The sequence below is a fragment of the Corynebacterium nasorum genome (assembly GCF_032821635.1).
In the GTDB taxonomy this organism is placed as follows: Bacteria; Actinomycetota; Actinomycetes; order Mycobacteriales; family Mycobacteriaceae; genus Corynebacterium; species Corynebacterium kefirresidentii.
On the sequence record NZ_JAVBIE010000005.1, the window covers coordinates 59,107 to 73,524 of the forward strand.

The window sequence follows — 14,418 nt, forward strand, 5'->3', positions numbered from 1 at the left end:
ATGGCAGACCGCATTGAACTCACCGGCCTGGAATGCTTTGGCTACCACGGCGTCTTTGAGGAAGAAAAGCGTACCGGCCAGCCTTTCATCGTGGACATCACCTGCTGGTCCGATTTCGCCGAGGCCGCCGCTACCGATGATCTGACCAAGACCATCAATTACGCCGAGCTTGCCGACGTCGCTGCAAACATCATCGAAGGCCCCGCCCGCGACCTCATCGAGACCGTCGCTAGCGAGGTGGCCGATACCATCATGGCTACCTTCGAGGGCCTGCACGCCGTCGAGGTCACGCTTCATAAGCCGAAGGCACCGATTCCGCGCACTTTTGCCGATGTCGTCGTGGTCGCCCGCCGCTCCCGCAAGCACGCGAGGACGCTCTAATGCGCGCGGTGCTATCCATCGGATCCAATATGGATGACCGCGTGAAGCTATTGCGCACGGTATTCGACGAATTCGCCGGCGACATTGTTGCCGCCTCGCCGGTCTATGCCACCCCGCCGTGGGGAGTAACGGACCAGGACGAATTCCTCAATGCCGTGCTCATTGTGGATGTGGACGAGTCACCCAAGGAACTGCTGCGCCGCGGGCAGAAGCTCGAGGAGGCCGCGGAGCGGGTGCGGGTGCGTCACTGGGGCCCGCGCACGTTAGACGTAGACATCGTGGACATCGAGGGATACACCTCCGATGACCCGGAGCTCACCGTCCCGCATCCTTATGCCCACGAGCGCGCCTTCGTGCTGATTCCCTGGTTGGCGGCCGATGGTGGTGCTAGGTTGAGTGGGGAGGGCGTCGCCAAGCGGGTGGCAGCACTCGACCCGAAGGAGCGCGCCGATATTCGCCGGTTGGGCATGATGGAGGAGCTATGAAACGGACCTCGTTGGGTGCCCTCATTGGCACCGGGGTCTTCTTTGCCGCCGCCGCGGCCATCCTCACTACGCGCTTTTATGGCTCCATGCTGCACATCCCAGTGACGGTTTCGGCCACGCTGTGGCTCATGGCGGTCATCTGCTTAGTGCTGACCTGGAAGGTGGACCAAGCCACCGAGGACGAGCATGGCATCGGCCTAGATAGTTCGCAGCTTAATCCCATGACCATCACGCAGTTCATGCTGGTGGGCAAGGCCTCGGCGTGGACCGGAGCCATCGTGGGGGGAATCTATGCAGGCGTGGCCGTCTACGTTATCCCCAACGCCGGCACGCTTGCGGCCGCCTCCGATGACCTGGTGGGGGTCATTGCCTCGGCGCTCGGTGGCCTTGCCATGTGCGCTGCTGGCCTGCGGCTGGAGCGACACTGTGAGACCCCGCCCCCACCAGATGGGGTACAAACGGTACATTAGTGAGCATGACTGAGCCGCGCTCTTCTTCTCACACTACTTCCGCCAAGACGTCCAAGCCGGATCTGGGCCAGATCGGGCTCATCGTCCTCGTGGTGCTGGCCGTCCTAGCCAGCATCGTCATGCTGATTTCCGGCTCTGCCGCAGCGCTAAAGATTGCGCTCATCGCCGCCCTATGGGCCGCTGTGCTCGGCTTCTTCCTAGTGATGCGCTACCGCCGCCAGGCCGAAGAATCCGTTACCAAGCTGGAACTGCAGGAGCGCGCCCACCGCGCCGAGCTGAAGCAAGCCCGCGCGGCCGATGGCCAGCCCCTACCGGACCAGGAACTGCTCGATGAGATCCGCACCGAGCTCGCTTCCATCCGCAAGCAGATTGAGGATCTTTCCGGCCACGAATTCACCTATGAGCCGGCCGCCCTACACGCAGAAGCCCGCCGCATCATGCAGCTGGAGGCCCAGACCGCGGCCGCCGCGCGCCCGGATGCGGAGGAAGGCAACGTGGACTTCACCCAGTCTTCTTCCGGCGCCCCGTCCGCCGATGCTATCGCCGGCCGCCTGGGGAACCAGCCGTCTGCAGCGCACGCTGAGTCCAACCCACTCAATGACATCATTAGTGAAAAGACGCGCGCGCAGCGTACCTCCGGCAAGGCTTCTGGCGCCTCTACCTTTAATACTGGCGGTTTCCAAGCGGTGCGCTGGGACACCGGCGGAGATGACTCCTTGAAGACCTCCCGCACTTCGACCGCCAACGAGCACCACGGCAGCCATCGCAAGCCGGAGGCTGCGACCACGGCCAATGACGAGACACAAAACATCCCGCAGCAGGCGGCGCCGCAGCGCGATGAGCGCGCGGAGTACCCGGGCTCCGGCCAGCACGTGGCCCCAGAAAAGTCCGAGCCAGTACGCCAGAAGGCGGCCCGCTCGCATCATCGCGCGGCTGCTGAGGAGCCGGATTCGCGTGGCCGCCGCCGCAGCGACGATAAGCGCGAAGGCGCAGTGTCTGTAGCCGAGCTTTTGGCCCAAGCGAAGAAAAAGAAGGACAAATAAATGCGCCCGCCACGCATGCGGGTAGCTCTCTTTGGCCGTAGCTTGGCCGGTTTTACCTTGGCCAATGCCATGGAACGCGCCGGCCATGAGGTGCAGATGCTCTCGGATCCAGCCGAGCTTTCTTCCTTCGAGACTCTCATTATCGCCGTGGGCGATGCCCGTCTGGAAGCTACCGTGGAGTTACTCGAGCCACACGTCCATCGCGGACTAATCGTCTTCCACACCTGCCTTTCGCGCGGAGTGCAGGTATTGGATCCCCTGGAAACCCACGGCTGCGTTGTCGCGGCGCTCGCCCCATTTACACTTAAGCGCTGGGCGGTGACCACCCTGGATGAGTTGGGCGAGACCGTGGTGGAACTTAATATCGCCGAGTTTTACGCAGAGACCGTAGCGCTTTCCGACGCCGAACGTGCCCCCTTTGCCGCCCGCGCCTACTACGCCGAAATGCTGCGGCGCTTGCATATCTCTGCGGCGGTTGATGCTCATTTCCTCTCGCCCTCAGAAGAGCCACCCCTGGTGGGTGAGGACATGGACACCGAAGAAATTATCGCCGCCTACCGCGGCGCCACTGACCCCGGCTTGCGGCGCAGCTACGTGGAAGTTGCCCGCCGCCTAGGAGAGGTGGACGGCCGCGAAGAGCTAGAAATGTGGGCCCTACAAGAGGAGAGCCGATGAGCCTGGAGCTGGGAAACGCTACCGTCATCAACGATATTGAGCGCATCCGCATGGTCGGTAGTGCTTTTCACAAGACTGGCCGGCCGGTCGCCTTCGTGCCGCTGACTACCGGTGTGCACGCCGGTCATATCGCGCTGGTGCGCGCGGCGAAGCGCATCCGGGGCGCCGTTACCGTCGTGGCCCTGCAGTCCCCGCAGAAGGAGGACCTTGAGCTTCTGCGGGCCGAAGGAGTGGACATCGTGTGGGAGTACTCGCCCGAGTCCTTGTGGCCACACGGACGCCGCATCGCCGTAGCACCGGCCGACGCCGCCACCGCTCTCGAGCCGGATCTCAGCGGGGATCTCACGCTTTACCTCGCGCTCATTTTGACGCTTGCGCCAACCGACGTCCTTTTAGGCGAGAAGGACTACGAGCTTCTCCTTGCCATCCACCATGCGGTCCAGGACTTCCACCTAGGAGTCCGTGTGCAAGGCGTACCCGCTGTGCGCATGCCCGACGGCGTGGTAATGAGCCTGCGCAATACCCACGTGCCGGCCGAATCCCGCGAGCAGGCCGCGGCACTATCTGCCGCGCTCACCGCTGGCGCGCACGCCGCCGAGGCCGGTGCGCAGAAGGTACGTGAGGTTGCCGCGGAGGTGCTTCGCGCCGCGGGGGTTGAACCCGAGTATCTCGAGGTGCGCGGTCGAGATTTAGGGGCCCCTCCCGTAGAAGGTGATGCCCGCCTGCTTGTTGCCGCGACAATCGGTGGCGTCCGGCTCATCGATAATGTGGGCCTGCCGCTGGGCATCGGTTTTAATAATATTGAAGAACACGAAGCCAAGGCCGAGCTCGAACGCGAACAGCAACGCGAGCAACAGCGCGCACAAGATGCCGCTTCCCAACAGCTATCGGAGGACTAATGACCGATATCCAGATCCGCGACCTAGACCCGCGCGATGAACCCCAGGCCATTTCCTTTGCCATTGAAGGCATGCATCTGCACTGGTTTGTGAAAAATCCTCGCTTCGAGCGCGCCTATGGCCGCTATTTTTGGGATTTAGAGCGCGCCAAGGCCACCGATATCTTGGCCGCTTACGATGGCGACCGCTTCCTCGGCGTGCTGCTGGCCTCCATGAAGGGCAAGCCCGCGTTGCCATATCCGTGGTGGCGCAAGGCATTTGTCCGCGCGGTGGAAATCTTTAATAATCTGCGCCCGGGCGGGCACCGCGATGATTACGATGCCGCCAATCAGGACATGCTGCTCAAGTACTTGGGCAAGCACCCCATTGATGGCGAAATCGGTTTCCTCGTCGCGGATCCCAATTCCGGCGTGAGCGGCGTGGGCACGGCACTACTTGAGGCCTTCGAATCCCGCCATTCCGGGAAGAATATCTACCTGTTTACCGATGACGGCTGTACGTACCAGTTTTATGACAGCCGCGGCTTTAACCAGGTAGGCGAGCGCACCATCGCGGTCAACGAGGACCGCGACTTGGTGTGCATGCTCTATGTGCGGCGCTTGGGCGCACCGCAGACCTAGCGCGCCAAGGCCCCCATCGGGTCCCAGGCCGGCAGGGTAGTCACGGACTCGGACTGCAAAGCCGCTTGGTATTGTTCCGGCAGTCGGGAAGGGTGTACGGCAATTTCGAAGACGAACTCGTCGAACCAGTCATCGGCCATGGTCCAAAAGCCCTTATCGGCCTTCTTTGGACCCCAGGAATTCTCCACGCGCCAGCTTTGTACTGCGCCGCCTTCGGCGATATCGGCGCCGGTAAACACCATCGCGTGGGTCATCATGGACTCGTGCAGGCGCAAACGCTGTGCCTTGTCCAGATCCATCTCCACGCCGTAGAAGGCCTCATAATCGTGCAGGTGCTTGGCCCACACGCCGTGCTCATCATCGGATTGCTGGTCAGTATCGCAGCCGAACCACACTGGCTGGCCATCGTTGATGGAGTCACGCGCGGCATCGCGCAGCACCTCCACCGGCGCGTTCAGATAGGTTACGCGCTCGCCGGCCACATTGCCCAGGTATTCCACGGTGTAGAGCTTGCCGTAGGCATTGCGGGGATCATTGACCACGCACACGTACTCACTGAGGTCTGCGGGCAGGTATTCCTTGGCAAACTCCTGCGGGGTAAAGGTGCCCGCGCGGTGGAACTCATCATCCTTATCGCGATATTGCCAGACAAAGTCCTCCGGCGGCAGGCCCAGGTTGGCGGTGAGGATACGGTAGACGTCGGCAAGCGCCTGCTTGTGCGCGCCCTCTTCGCCGCTGCGGATCCGGTGCGCGGCGCGGCGCAGCACGGTCTGCAGGTTACGGTTCAACATCGCCGTGGCCTCCGAAGAAGCGGTTTCCGGCATGGCGTACTGCGGTACTACACCGTATTTTTCCACCAGTGCGACAAACATGGACCACTGTCCGCCGTCATCGATCGGATCATCCATGAGCTTGGTTACGGTGCGGTCCGTAATATCGCGGTCCTTCAGCTCAGCCATGGCGCTAAGGAACCAATTGGCCTTCTCGAGCTTGTCAAAGAAGTAAATATAGGTCTGGGAAAGCTCAAAATCTTTAAGCTTGGCCTTGTCCATCAGCCCACCGCGCAGGGAATTCAGGCCGGCAAAAATCCAGCAGCGGCCCGAAGCCTTCTGGTCGGCCACGCCCCAGGAATCTAGCTTATGGCTGGTCACCCGGTTAAGGGTGTGCAGTACCTCGCGGTCGAGGCTGAGCTTATCGACGCCTTCCTGAGCCACCCCATTGCGTACCAAGCGCAGCGTGGCATCACTGGCGAGCTCAGCATTGGCGGCATGAACCTCGTTCGGGTTAATCTCGGTCATTTCTCGATTCTCCTTAGTTCATCCGGTCCCAGAGGGGAAGCTCAATCGGTTCGGTATCTAGCGCCTGAGAAAGCTCATCGCTCAGGTGCTCCTTGCGCACGGCGATGTGGAAGACGTTGTGGTCAAACCAGGCATCGGCCATCGTGGCAAAACCCTTGCCCGGCACATCCTCGCCGTCTTCCTTGCGTGGTGGCTTGGAGCCCCAAGAGTTCTCCACGCGCCAAGCTCGGTCCCCATCCACACCGGTGAGCGCCATCGCGTGGGTAGGCGCGGTCTCGCCGGAGGTAAAACGCTCCTCCTTAGTCATGGTGGAATCGATGCCGTAGAGGCCATCGGTATCCACTAGCCCTTCGTCCCACACGCCGTTGAGGAAAGAGAATTGGCGGTTGACATCGCAGCTAAACCACACCGGCTCGCCGGCGGCTAGGCTGCGCTTGGCGGTCTCCTTGAGCTCTTCCACGGTGACGTTTAAGTACTCTTGCGGTGCGCCGCCCAGCACATTGCTTTCATCGGCGCTGCTAAATACGCGATGCTTGGGGTTGGTGGAACGGGGGTCATCAGCCAGCACCACGAACTCGTCGAGGTGGGGTAGGTATTTCTTGGCAAACTCGCGCGGGGTGGAGTGCAGGCGCACGAATTGCTCGTCCTTGGTGCGATACGCCCAGGTAAATTCCTCGGGCGGGGTGCCCAGGTGGATGGCCAGGATGCGGTGGAAATCTTTGCGTGCCTGAGCAAGGATGTCCTCGCGCGGGCCATCTAGCGCGGCGGCGCGACGCACCACCGTGGCGAGATCGCGGTTCATTTCCGCGGTATGTCCAGACGAGCGGACCTCCGGCATGACCTCGGCAGGTACCACGCCGTACTTGGCCACCAGGTTGCTAAAGAAGCACCACCAGCCGCCGTCGGCTCCAGCGTGGTCGAGCACTGCGGCCACGGTGCGCTCATCCCAACCAGCGTCCTTTTTATCCAGCAGCTGATTGAGAACCAGGTTGGCCCGCTCCAGCTTGTCAAAATACTGCAGGTAGGTGAAGGAAAACTCGAAATTATCTACGTTGAGTTCCTGCGCAGCGCGGTGGCGGAAGACGTTTAACGCAGCGAACATCCAGCAGCGGCCGGAACGCTTTTGATCCGTTACATCCAAGCTATCCAGCTTGGTTTCCGTGGTGGGGTATAAGGCGGTAATGCGGTCGCGGTCAAGCGCCGCCTTGGCCGCGCCAACGTTGGTGATGGCGTTGCGGGCCAGCCGCAGCCGTGAATCGGCCGCAGCCTCCTTGCGCAACTGGGACAGGTATTCCTTGGTGAGCAAAGTCATATTTCGGTTTTAGCAGACTAGAAATCCTGATGGGGCTGGTTGGGGGAAGAGCTAGAGAAATTCCGCCAGCTTTTCGACGGCCTCCGGAGTCCCCACTTCCTCCGGCAGCCACGGAACCTCGCGCACTGGGGTCTGCGGGAGCTTGGCGCGGAGAAGTGCGAGCGCCTCATCTTCGGCCGCGCGACGGGCGGCGAGGAATTCTCCCTGGTTGGCAGGGGTACGGCGGTTAACCAGCGTGGACCCCACGCGCACGCCATTTCCGGTGAGGTCCGCGTGGAACTCGGCTGACTCGAGTACGGGCAGGCGCTCGGCGGTAAGGACAATATGGAAGACCGTGCGCGGTGAAGTCAGCGCCGCGCGCAGCTGGGAAAAGCGCTCGCGCCGCTGGAAAAGAGTGGCACGAATTTCCTGATTGCGCCGGTCCACGGGGTCATTATTCGCGCTGTTGCCGGGCGACATTCCGCGTACTAGCGAGCCGAATTTATCGGATTTCTCGCGCCGGGAAAGTAAGCCATCGGTATAGGCGGCCATGATTTCTGGCAAAGCCATCAGCCGCGAGGTATGCCCAGACGGGGCGGTATCGAAGATGAGGAAATCGACGTCGGAGTCTTCGCCGACGAGCGCCGCGATACGCTCCAATAGTGCTGCCTCCTGCGTGCCGGGCGATTGCCGGGCCAAGTCCAGGTGCTTTGTGACCTCGCCATGCAGATGCTCGGGCATGAAACGGCGCATCGCAGAACCTACCTGCGCAAGATGTTGTTCCGTGGCGCGCGCCGGGTCGATCTCGATGGCGGAGAGGGAAGGGGTGAGGGCCACGGGGGCATCGCCAAGCGCGGTGCCAAAGATGTGCCCCAAGTTGTGCGCTGGGTCCGTAGAGACCAAGCAGACGCGGTGATCGCGGGACAGGCGCAGCGCGGTGGCGGTAGCCAGGGTGGTCTTTCCCACCCCGCCCTTGCCCCCAAAGAACATGATGGGTGCAGTCTCTAACAACATTGAATATTCTCCAGCGGGGATCTTTCCATTCCCATGCGCGTATGCCAGGCGTGGAAATCCTCATAGACCAACGGCAAAAGCTCCAGGGTGTAGTAACTGGCCGGGTTGGGAATGCCCAGGGCCTCCGAGACCACCAGCATCATGAAGAGATCGTCTTCCTGCTGCTGGGCTTTGGCAAAACTGGCGCGGTACGGGGCCTGGTAGAACTCATTGAGACCAGCCCCGAACGCCCTAAGCTTGTCGAGCATGCTCGGGCAGCGGGGCGTCAAGATCATCATCGGACCACTCCAGTGGGGCCTCCTTGCGGGCACGAGAGATGGCACCGACGGCCTCCACAATGACCCAGATGGTGGCGACCACGATGATGGCGTCCATGCAGAACAGCAGCCAGTTCTGGCTAGTAAATAGCGACTTTAGCTGCAGGAGCGCGGCCCACAGGGACATGGCGGTAACGAAGATGAGCGGGATGACCACTGGCCACGTCGGCCGACGTAGGTGGGTGAGGATGACTACCACGATGGCCAAGGAGAGTCCTGCCATGAGCTGGTTGGTGGTACCGAATAGCGGCCAGATGGTCATGCCGCCCGAGCCATCCACGCCGGCGGAGAAGGTCAGCCCAAAGGCCAAGCCCACCGCAATGACGGTGGCGGCCAAAGCCTTGATGCGTACGCCTATGATTTCGCCGATTTCTTGGACCACCAAACGCTGCAGGCGCACACCCGAGTCCATCGTGGTAGCCGCAAAAAGCACGGCCATGGTGGCCAAGATGGTGCCGGAAAGGGAGGTAGGAATACCCAAGCCCTCATTCATGAGCGCGCCGCCGCCTTGCACAAAGGCGTCCACGCCGCCGGCGTTCCACTCGGAGTAGATTTCTTCCCACTGCGCGGCGGTCTTGAAGCCAGCGGTAGTAGCGATGATGGTGCCCAGTGCGAGCAAGCCCTCGCCCACCGCGCCGAAGTAGCCCACAAAGCGCACGTCGGTTTCTTTATCCACCTGCTTGGAAGAGGTACCGGAGGCCACCACGCCGTGAAATCCGGAGACAGCGCCGCAGGCGATGGTGACAAAGAGCAGTGGAAAGATGCCCGGGGTGCCGTCTGGTACGTTATCGCGCAACGCTGGCGCCATAATTGAGGGCCGAGTGATAAGGAAAGACCCGTACAAGATGGCCAAACCTACGAAAAGCTGCAGGCCGTTGATGTAATCGCGTGGCTGCAGCAGCACCCATACCGGCAGCATCGAAGCGATGAAGGCGTAGATGAATAACAAGATGATCCACACGCCGTTGGCGGGAATCCCCAGGACGGTATCCGGCAAGACCACGGGAACGCGGTCACCGATGATCATCAGCGCGTAGAGCGCGATCACACCCACGATAGATACCAGCGGTAGGTTCCACTTCAGGCGGTAGATGGCTTGGCCGATAAGTAGCGCGACGGCGATGGCGCCCCACGTGGGAATGACGGCCGTGGGAGTGGATACCAACAGGTTGGAGATGACCACTGCGAAGGCAGTATTCACCATCAAAAGCAACAGGAAAATGACGATGAGGAAGAGGTTGCGCCCGCGCTTGCCGATATAGCGCCCAGACAAGGTACCAATGGATTGGCCCTTGTGGCGTTGGGAGGCCCACAGAGCGCCGAGATCGTGCAAACCTGCGAAGAAGATGGTGCCGATGGTCACCCAGAGAAAGGCCGGTACCCAGCCCCAGATAACGGCTACGGCAGGACCGATGATCGGTGCTGCACCCGCTACGGAAGTGAAGTGGTGCCCCCACAGGACGTATTTATTGGTCGGGACATAATCCACGCCGTCTTCCATGGTGTGGGCCGGGGTGGAGTAATTCGGGGATAGCCGGAAAATTCTTCGCCCTAGGAATTTGGAGTAGAGCAGATAGCCGGCGACCATCATCGCGATACCGATGACGGCGAGGACAAGAGAGTTCATAGTGTGTGTCTCCTCATAGACGGGCAGGTGGCGTGCATCACACGTGCGAATAGTATGCCATAACTCACATATGTGTTTGCCTGTGGGGGAGACCGATGGGTGGATTTATATTTGAAGGGTACCCGGAGACTTTTGGTTCAGTCGCCGTGGATAGACGAAAGCGCGGCCCTTGCTCGAGCAGGAACAAGGGCCGCGCGGTGGGTACTTAAACCAGGTGGTGGTTACTTCTTATCGACGCCGATATTGCCGTCCTTCTTCCACACCACAACCACTGCCGGGCGTGGGGTGGACTTGCCACCGTCAGGCCAGTGAGAGGTCTGCTTTTCAAAGGTGGCATCATCGGTTTCACCTGGGTGCTGGACGTTGACCATCACGCGCTCATCGGTGACGATGGGGCCACAGGTCTCGGCACCTGCCGGAACGGTAAGGAAGCACTTCAGCTCACCGCGGGTATCGCCCTCGGTGGTCACCGCGTAGAGGCCATCGTTGGACTCCAACGCGTTACCGTCGGTGGAGATCCACAGATTGCCGTGGCTATCGAAGGCCAGGTTATCCGGGCAGGAAATCGGGGAGACCTTCTCCTTGTCAAAACCACCGAAGTAGGTATTAGCCTCCTTCGGATCGCCACAGACCAAGAAGAGGTTCCAGGTGAACTTCTCGCCAGCGTGGTCATCTTCAATCTCCATGACCAGGCCGTTCTTGTTCTCCTTGATAGGAGCCCATTCCATAGGCTCTTCCTTGTTCTTCTTGGCGTTCTCGCCGGTAGCGCCACGGTACTTATTGTTGGTCAGGGCAACGTAGACCTTCTCCGAGTCTGGGTGGACCTGCATATCCTCAGGGCGGTCCATCTTGGTCGCGCCCACCTTATCGGCGGCCTCACGGGTGTAGACCGCAACCTCTTCTGCAGACATGCCGTCGACGTGGGACTCGAACTTATTGTTTTCCGTATCGGAGGTCAGCAGCTTAATCCACTTGCCCTCGCCGTCGAAGGCACCGTCTTCGGGCAGTACGCCGGAGCCGTCAATCTCGTCGGCTGGGGAGTTGCCCTCTACCTTGGCTACGTACAAGGTGCCGTGGTCCAAGATGGTGAGGTTGTGCTCGATGTCGCCCTCTTTGTACTTCTTGGTGGAGATGAACTTGTAGATGTACTCGAAGCGGGAGTCATCGCCGGCGTAGCACACCACGGTGCCATCGGAGGCGATGTGGATGTTGGCGGCCTCGTGCTTGAATCGGCCCAGAGCGGTGTGCTTGACCGGGGTGGACTTAGGATCTAGTGGGTTAATCTCGACGATCCAGCCGAAGCGGTTCGGCTCGTTCGGCTCCTTGGAGACGTCGAAACGCTTATCAAAGCGCTCCCACTTGCGCTGGGACTCGCCATCTTCCATGCCGAAGCGCTCTAGGGACTCCTGCGCCTTCTTGTCATCCAGCTTGGCGTGAGCGAAGTACTGGTCAAAGTTCTCTTCGCCGGAGAGCATGGTGTTCCACGGGGTGATGCCACCGGAGCAGTTACTCAGAGTACCCTTGACCTTCTTGCCCGTCTTATCGGCGGAGGTCTTTACAAAATCGGAACCGGCAGCCGGGCCGACCAAGGTGAATTCGGTGGTGGCGGTAATGCGGCGGTTGAGCGGGCCAAACTCGCGCTTGAGCTCACCGGTGTTTCCTACCTTGGATACTTCCACGATGGAGTGGCCGTGGCCAGCCCAGCCAATCTTGGCCTGCTCTTCGGTGGGGTTGTCCGCATCGTAGTTGGGGAACATCTGCGGCTCGGTGGTGTACTCGTGGGAGCAAACGTAGATAAGGCGGTTGTCATCGTCCGGGTGCTCGATGAGGCCGGCGAAGTCATTGTTGAATCCGAACTGCTTCTCTGCTGCCTCGGCGGTCTGATTCTTGTCATCGAATTCCGGCGCGTCCTTAAACAGCGGATCGCCCCACGCGATGAGCACGGACTGCTCGTAGCCATCCGGGATGACTACTTCGTCCTTTTCATTCGGCTGTACTGGGTCAAACTTCATGCCCTCTGCGGAGGTTAGCTCGACGTTCGCCTCAGAGGTCTTGCCGCCCTTGCCCTCGGAAGAAGACGCCTCAGTAGAAGCATCGTCTGGGCTAGAGCAGGCAGCCAGCGCGGCGCCGCCGCCGACGGTTACGACAGACAGGCTGCCCGCGCGCAGGGCGGTACGACGGGAGAACTGGTCACCGAAGTACGGGTTATCGGACTTGTTCTCGCACTCTCCAAAGCAGGCATTACCGCACTTGTAGGTGCAAGTCAGGCTGGAACGAGAGGATGTGAAGAGACTAGAGAGAAGATTGCGGCCCTTAAGCGCCATGGGTAGTGCTCCAAAAATGTCGAAAAATATTGATTACATATGGGGACAGTCATATATAAAAGGTCATCTTCGTAACTGTGTGTTGACCCCGAGGTGACAGTGAAGTGAATTATGCGTAAATCCTTTCCCGGGAGAGGGTGGCGTGGGCTAAATCGCGTGCTGCGGTGGGGATCGACTACCCTTGGCTAACGTGAGCGAGCAGAAGAATAATGAAGTAAACGATGTCCCTGAGCAGCTGCGCATCCGCCGCGAAAAGCGCGATCGCCTGCTGGAATCCGGCGTAGAGGCCTACCCGGTAACCGTTGAGCGCACCATCTCTTTAAAGGATTTGCGCCATGATTTCCGCGTCGTGGCTGAAGGCGAAGAGCCTGGCAACGAAGAGGGCGTAACCTACCTGGCCCCTGGTGAGGAAACCGAGGTCACCCATGCCATTGCCGGTCGCCTTATTTTTATGCGCAATACCGGCAAGCTGTGCTTCGCCACCTTGCAAGATGGCGATGGCACCCAGGTGCAGGCCATGCTTTCCCTCGCAGAGGTAGGCAAGGAGCGTCTCGACGCCTGGAAGTCCGACGTCGACTTGGGCGATTTCATCTCCGTGCGCGGCCGCGTGATTTCTTCGCGCCGCGGCGAGCTGTCCATCATGGTCTCCGAATGGACCATGGCCGCTAAGTCCTTGCGCCCGTTGCCGGTGTCCTTCGCCGATATGGCTGAAGATACCCGCGTGCGCCAGCGCTATAACGACCTCATTATCCGCGAAGATGCCCGCAAGAACGCCATGATTCGCGTCAAGGTCATGCGCGCGCTGCGCAATTACCTGGAAAGCCAGGACTTTGTAGAAATCGAGACCCCGATGCTGCAGACCCTGCACGGTGGCGCAGCCGCTCGCCCGTTTATCACCCACTCCAATGCGCTGGATATTGACCTCTACCTGCGCATCGCTCCAGAGTTGTACTTGAAGCGCGCGGTCGTGGGCGGCATTGACCGCGTCTTTGAAATCAACCGCAACTTCCGCAATGAGGGCGTTGACCGCTCCCACTCGCCAGAGTTCGCCATGCTGGAGACCTACGCTGCGTGGGGCGATTACAACGATTGTGCCCGCATGACGCGTGAGTCCATCCAGGCTGTTGCCCGCGATGTCTTCGGCTCGACCACCGTCACCCTTGCCGATGGCACCGAGTTCGATTTCGGTGGCGAAGAATGGCCGGAAATCGAGATGTACCCCTCCCTGAATGAGGCCCTGCAGCGCAAGTTCCCGGGCCAGCCGGAGGTCACCATCGATACTGACGTCGAGACGCTCAAGGGCATTGCAGACGTCATTGGTCTCGACGTCCCTAAGGACGGCGGCTGGGGCCACGGCAAGCTGGTCGAGGAGACCTGGGAGGTCCTGTGCGAGGACCAGCTCGAAGGCCCTATCTTTGTCAAGAATTTCCCGGTTGAGACCTCCCCATTGACCCGCCAGCACCGTTCCGAGCCGGGCGTGACCGAAAAGTGGGACCTCTACGTGCGCGGATTTGAGTTGGCTACCGGCTATTCCGAGCTGGTGGATCCGGTTATCCAGCGCGAGCGCTTCGAGGATCAGGCCCGTCTGGCCGCCGGTGGCGATGATGAGGCCATGGTGCTGGATGAGGACTTCCTCGCCGCTATGGAGCAGGGCATGCCGCCTACAGCCGGTACGGGCATGGGCATGGACCGTCTGCTCATGGCCTTGACCGGCCTGGGCATCCGCGAAACCGTGCTCTTCCCGCTGGTCAAACCCGAGCAGAAGTAGCACCTAGCGTCCTATCGCTTGGCCGTCAGCCCGCGCGGGCTGACGGCTTTGCTATTTCCTGCTCATGTTCGTTCCTGCACCCCTGCTGCAAAAGACCAGCGCAGTTTCTCACCGCATGGAAAAATGCGAGGCATGAAAAGAATTCTCCCTATCCTTGCCCTACCTGTATTGGCCGTTGGGCTTGCGTCATGTTCCTCTGCTGACAG

The 14,418-nt window shown here is 60.6% G+C and carries 14 protein-coding genes; 8 read left to right on the forward strand and 6 right to left on the reverse strand.

The genetic code is table 11. The annotated features are described in order from the left end of the window. From folB to RAE07_RS05730, 7 genes are read left to right on the forward strand one after another with little or no spacing between them, the layout of a single operon-like run. The gene (gene folB / locus RAE07_RS05700) at positions 1 to 381 is read left to right on the forward strand and encodes a dihydroneopterin aldolase (RefSeq protein ID WP_023019932.1); all 381 of its coding nucleotides are present in this window, start codon (positions 1 to 3) and stop codon (positions 379 to 381) included. After that, positions 381 to 866, forward strand: coding sequence for a 2-amino-4-hydroxy-6-hydroxymethyldihydropteridine diphosphokinase (gene folK / locus RAE07_RS05705; protein WP_023019931.1), 486 nt, complete (start codon positions 381 to 383; stop codon positions 864 to 866). Before folB ends, folK begins: the two co-directional genes overlap by 1 nt. Then, positions 863 to 1,336, forward strand: a complete 474-nt coding sequence (locus tag RAE07_RS05710; protein WP_023019930.1) for a DUF3180 domain-containing protein — start codon at positions 863 to 865, stop codon at positions 1,334 to 1,336. Before folK ends, RAE07_RS05710 begins: the two co-directional genes overlap by 4 nt. 5 nt (positions 1,337 to 1,341) lie before the next feature. Continuing rightward, positions 1,342 to 2,379 carry a DUF6779 domain-containing protein gene (locus tag RAE07_RS05715; RefSeq protein ID WP_200288627.1) on the forward strand — a complete coding sequence of 346 codons (1,038 nt, stop codon included), beginning with the start codon at positions 1,342 to 1,344 and terminating at the stop codon, positions 2,377 to 2,379. Continuing rightward, positions 2,380 to 3,054 (forward strand): 6PGD fold domain-containing protein, encoded by a 675-nt coding sequence (locus tag RAE07_RS05720; protein WP_239205455.1) that lies wholly within the window; start codon positions 2,380 to 2,382, stop codon positions 3,052 to 3,054. It begins immediately after the preceding gene. Further along, positions 3,051 to 3,953 carry a pantoate--beta-alanine ligase gene (locus RAE07_RS05725; protein WP_239208082.1) on the forward strand — a complete coding sequence of 301 codons (903 nt, stop codon included), beginning with the start codon at positions 3,051 to 3,053 and terminating at the stop codon, positions 3,951 to 3,953. The genes RAE07_RS05720 and RAE07_RS05725 overlap by 4 nt, the downstream gene beginning before the upstream one ends. After that, complete coding sequence (locus tag RAE07_RS05730) at positions 3,953 to 4,573, forward strand: GNAT family N-acetyltransferase (protein WP_316328036.1); 621 nt, start codon at positions 3,953 to 3,955, stop codon at positions 4,571 to 4,573. Before RAE07_RS05725 ends, RAE07_RS05730 begins: the two co-directional genes overlap by 1 nt. Here RAE07_RS05730 and RAE07_RS05735 read toward each other — a convergent pair. The 6 genes from RAE07_RS05735 to RAE07_RS05760 form a co-directional block, all read right to left on the reverse strand. After that, entirely contained in the window at positions 4,570 to 5,871 is a 1,302-nt protein-coding gene (locus RAE07_RS05735; protein ID WP_239205461.1) for a C1 family peptidase, read from the reverse strand. The two genes, RAE07_RS05730 and RAE07_RS05735, sit on opposite strands and share 4 nt — an antisense overlap. A 13-nt stretch (positions 5,872 to 5,884) precedes the next feature. Next, positions 5,885 to 7,183, reverse strand: coding sequence for a C1 family peptidase (locus tag RAE07_RS05740; protein WP_317001505.1), 1,299 nt, complete (start codon positions 7,181 to 7,183; stop codon positions 5,885 to 5,887). Between the two features lie 51 nt (positions 7,184 to 7,234). Continuing rightward, positions 7,235 to 8,176, reverse strand: a complete 942-nt coding sequence (locus RAE07_RS05745) for an ArsA family ATPase (protein WP_317001506.1) — start codon at positions 8,174 to 8,176, stop codon at positions 7,235 to 7,237. Beyond that, the gene (locus tag RAE07_RS05750; protein WP_239205465.1) at positions 8,167 to 8,424 is read right to left on the reverse strand and encodes a cory-CC-star protein; all 258 of its coding nucleotides are present in this window, start codon (positions 8,422 to 8,424) and stop codon (positions 8,167 to 8,169) included. Before RAE07_RS05750 ends, RAE07_RS05745 begins: the two co-directional genes overlap by 10 nt. Next, complete coding sequence (locus tag RAE07_RS05755; RefSeq protein WP_284835457.1) at positions 8,408 to 10,120, reverse strand: carbon starvation CstA family protein; 1,713 nt, start codon at positions 10,118 to 10,120, stop codon at positions 8,408 to 8,410. The genes RAE07_RS05750 and RAE07_RS05755 overlap by 17 nt, the downstream gene beginning before the upstream one ends. A gap of 221 nt (positions 10,121 to 10,341) precedes the next feature. After that, positions 10,342 to 12,444, reverse strand: coding sequence for a PhoX family protein (locus RAE07_RS05760; protein ID WP_200288635.1), 2,103 nt, complete (start codon positions 12,442 to 12,444; stop codon positions 10,342 to 10,344). Between the two features lie 190 nt (positions 12,445 to 12,634). Between RAE07_RS05760 and lysS the strand changes: the two genes are divergently transcribed. Beyond that, positions 12,635 to 14,212: a lysine--tRNA ligase gene (lysS, locus tag RAE07_RS05765; RefSeq protein ID WP_317001507.1), complete on the forward strand. Its 1,578-nt coding sequence runs from the start codon at positions 12,635 to 12,637 to the stop codon at positions 14,210 to 14,212. Positions 14,213 to 14,418 lie beyond the last annotated feature (206 nt).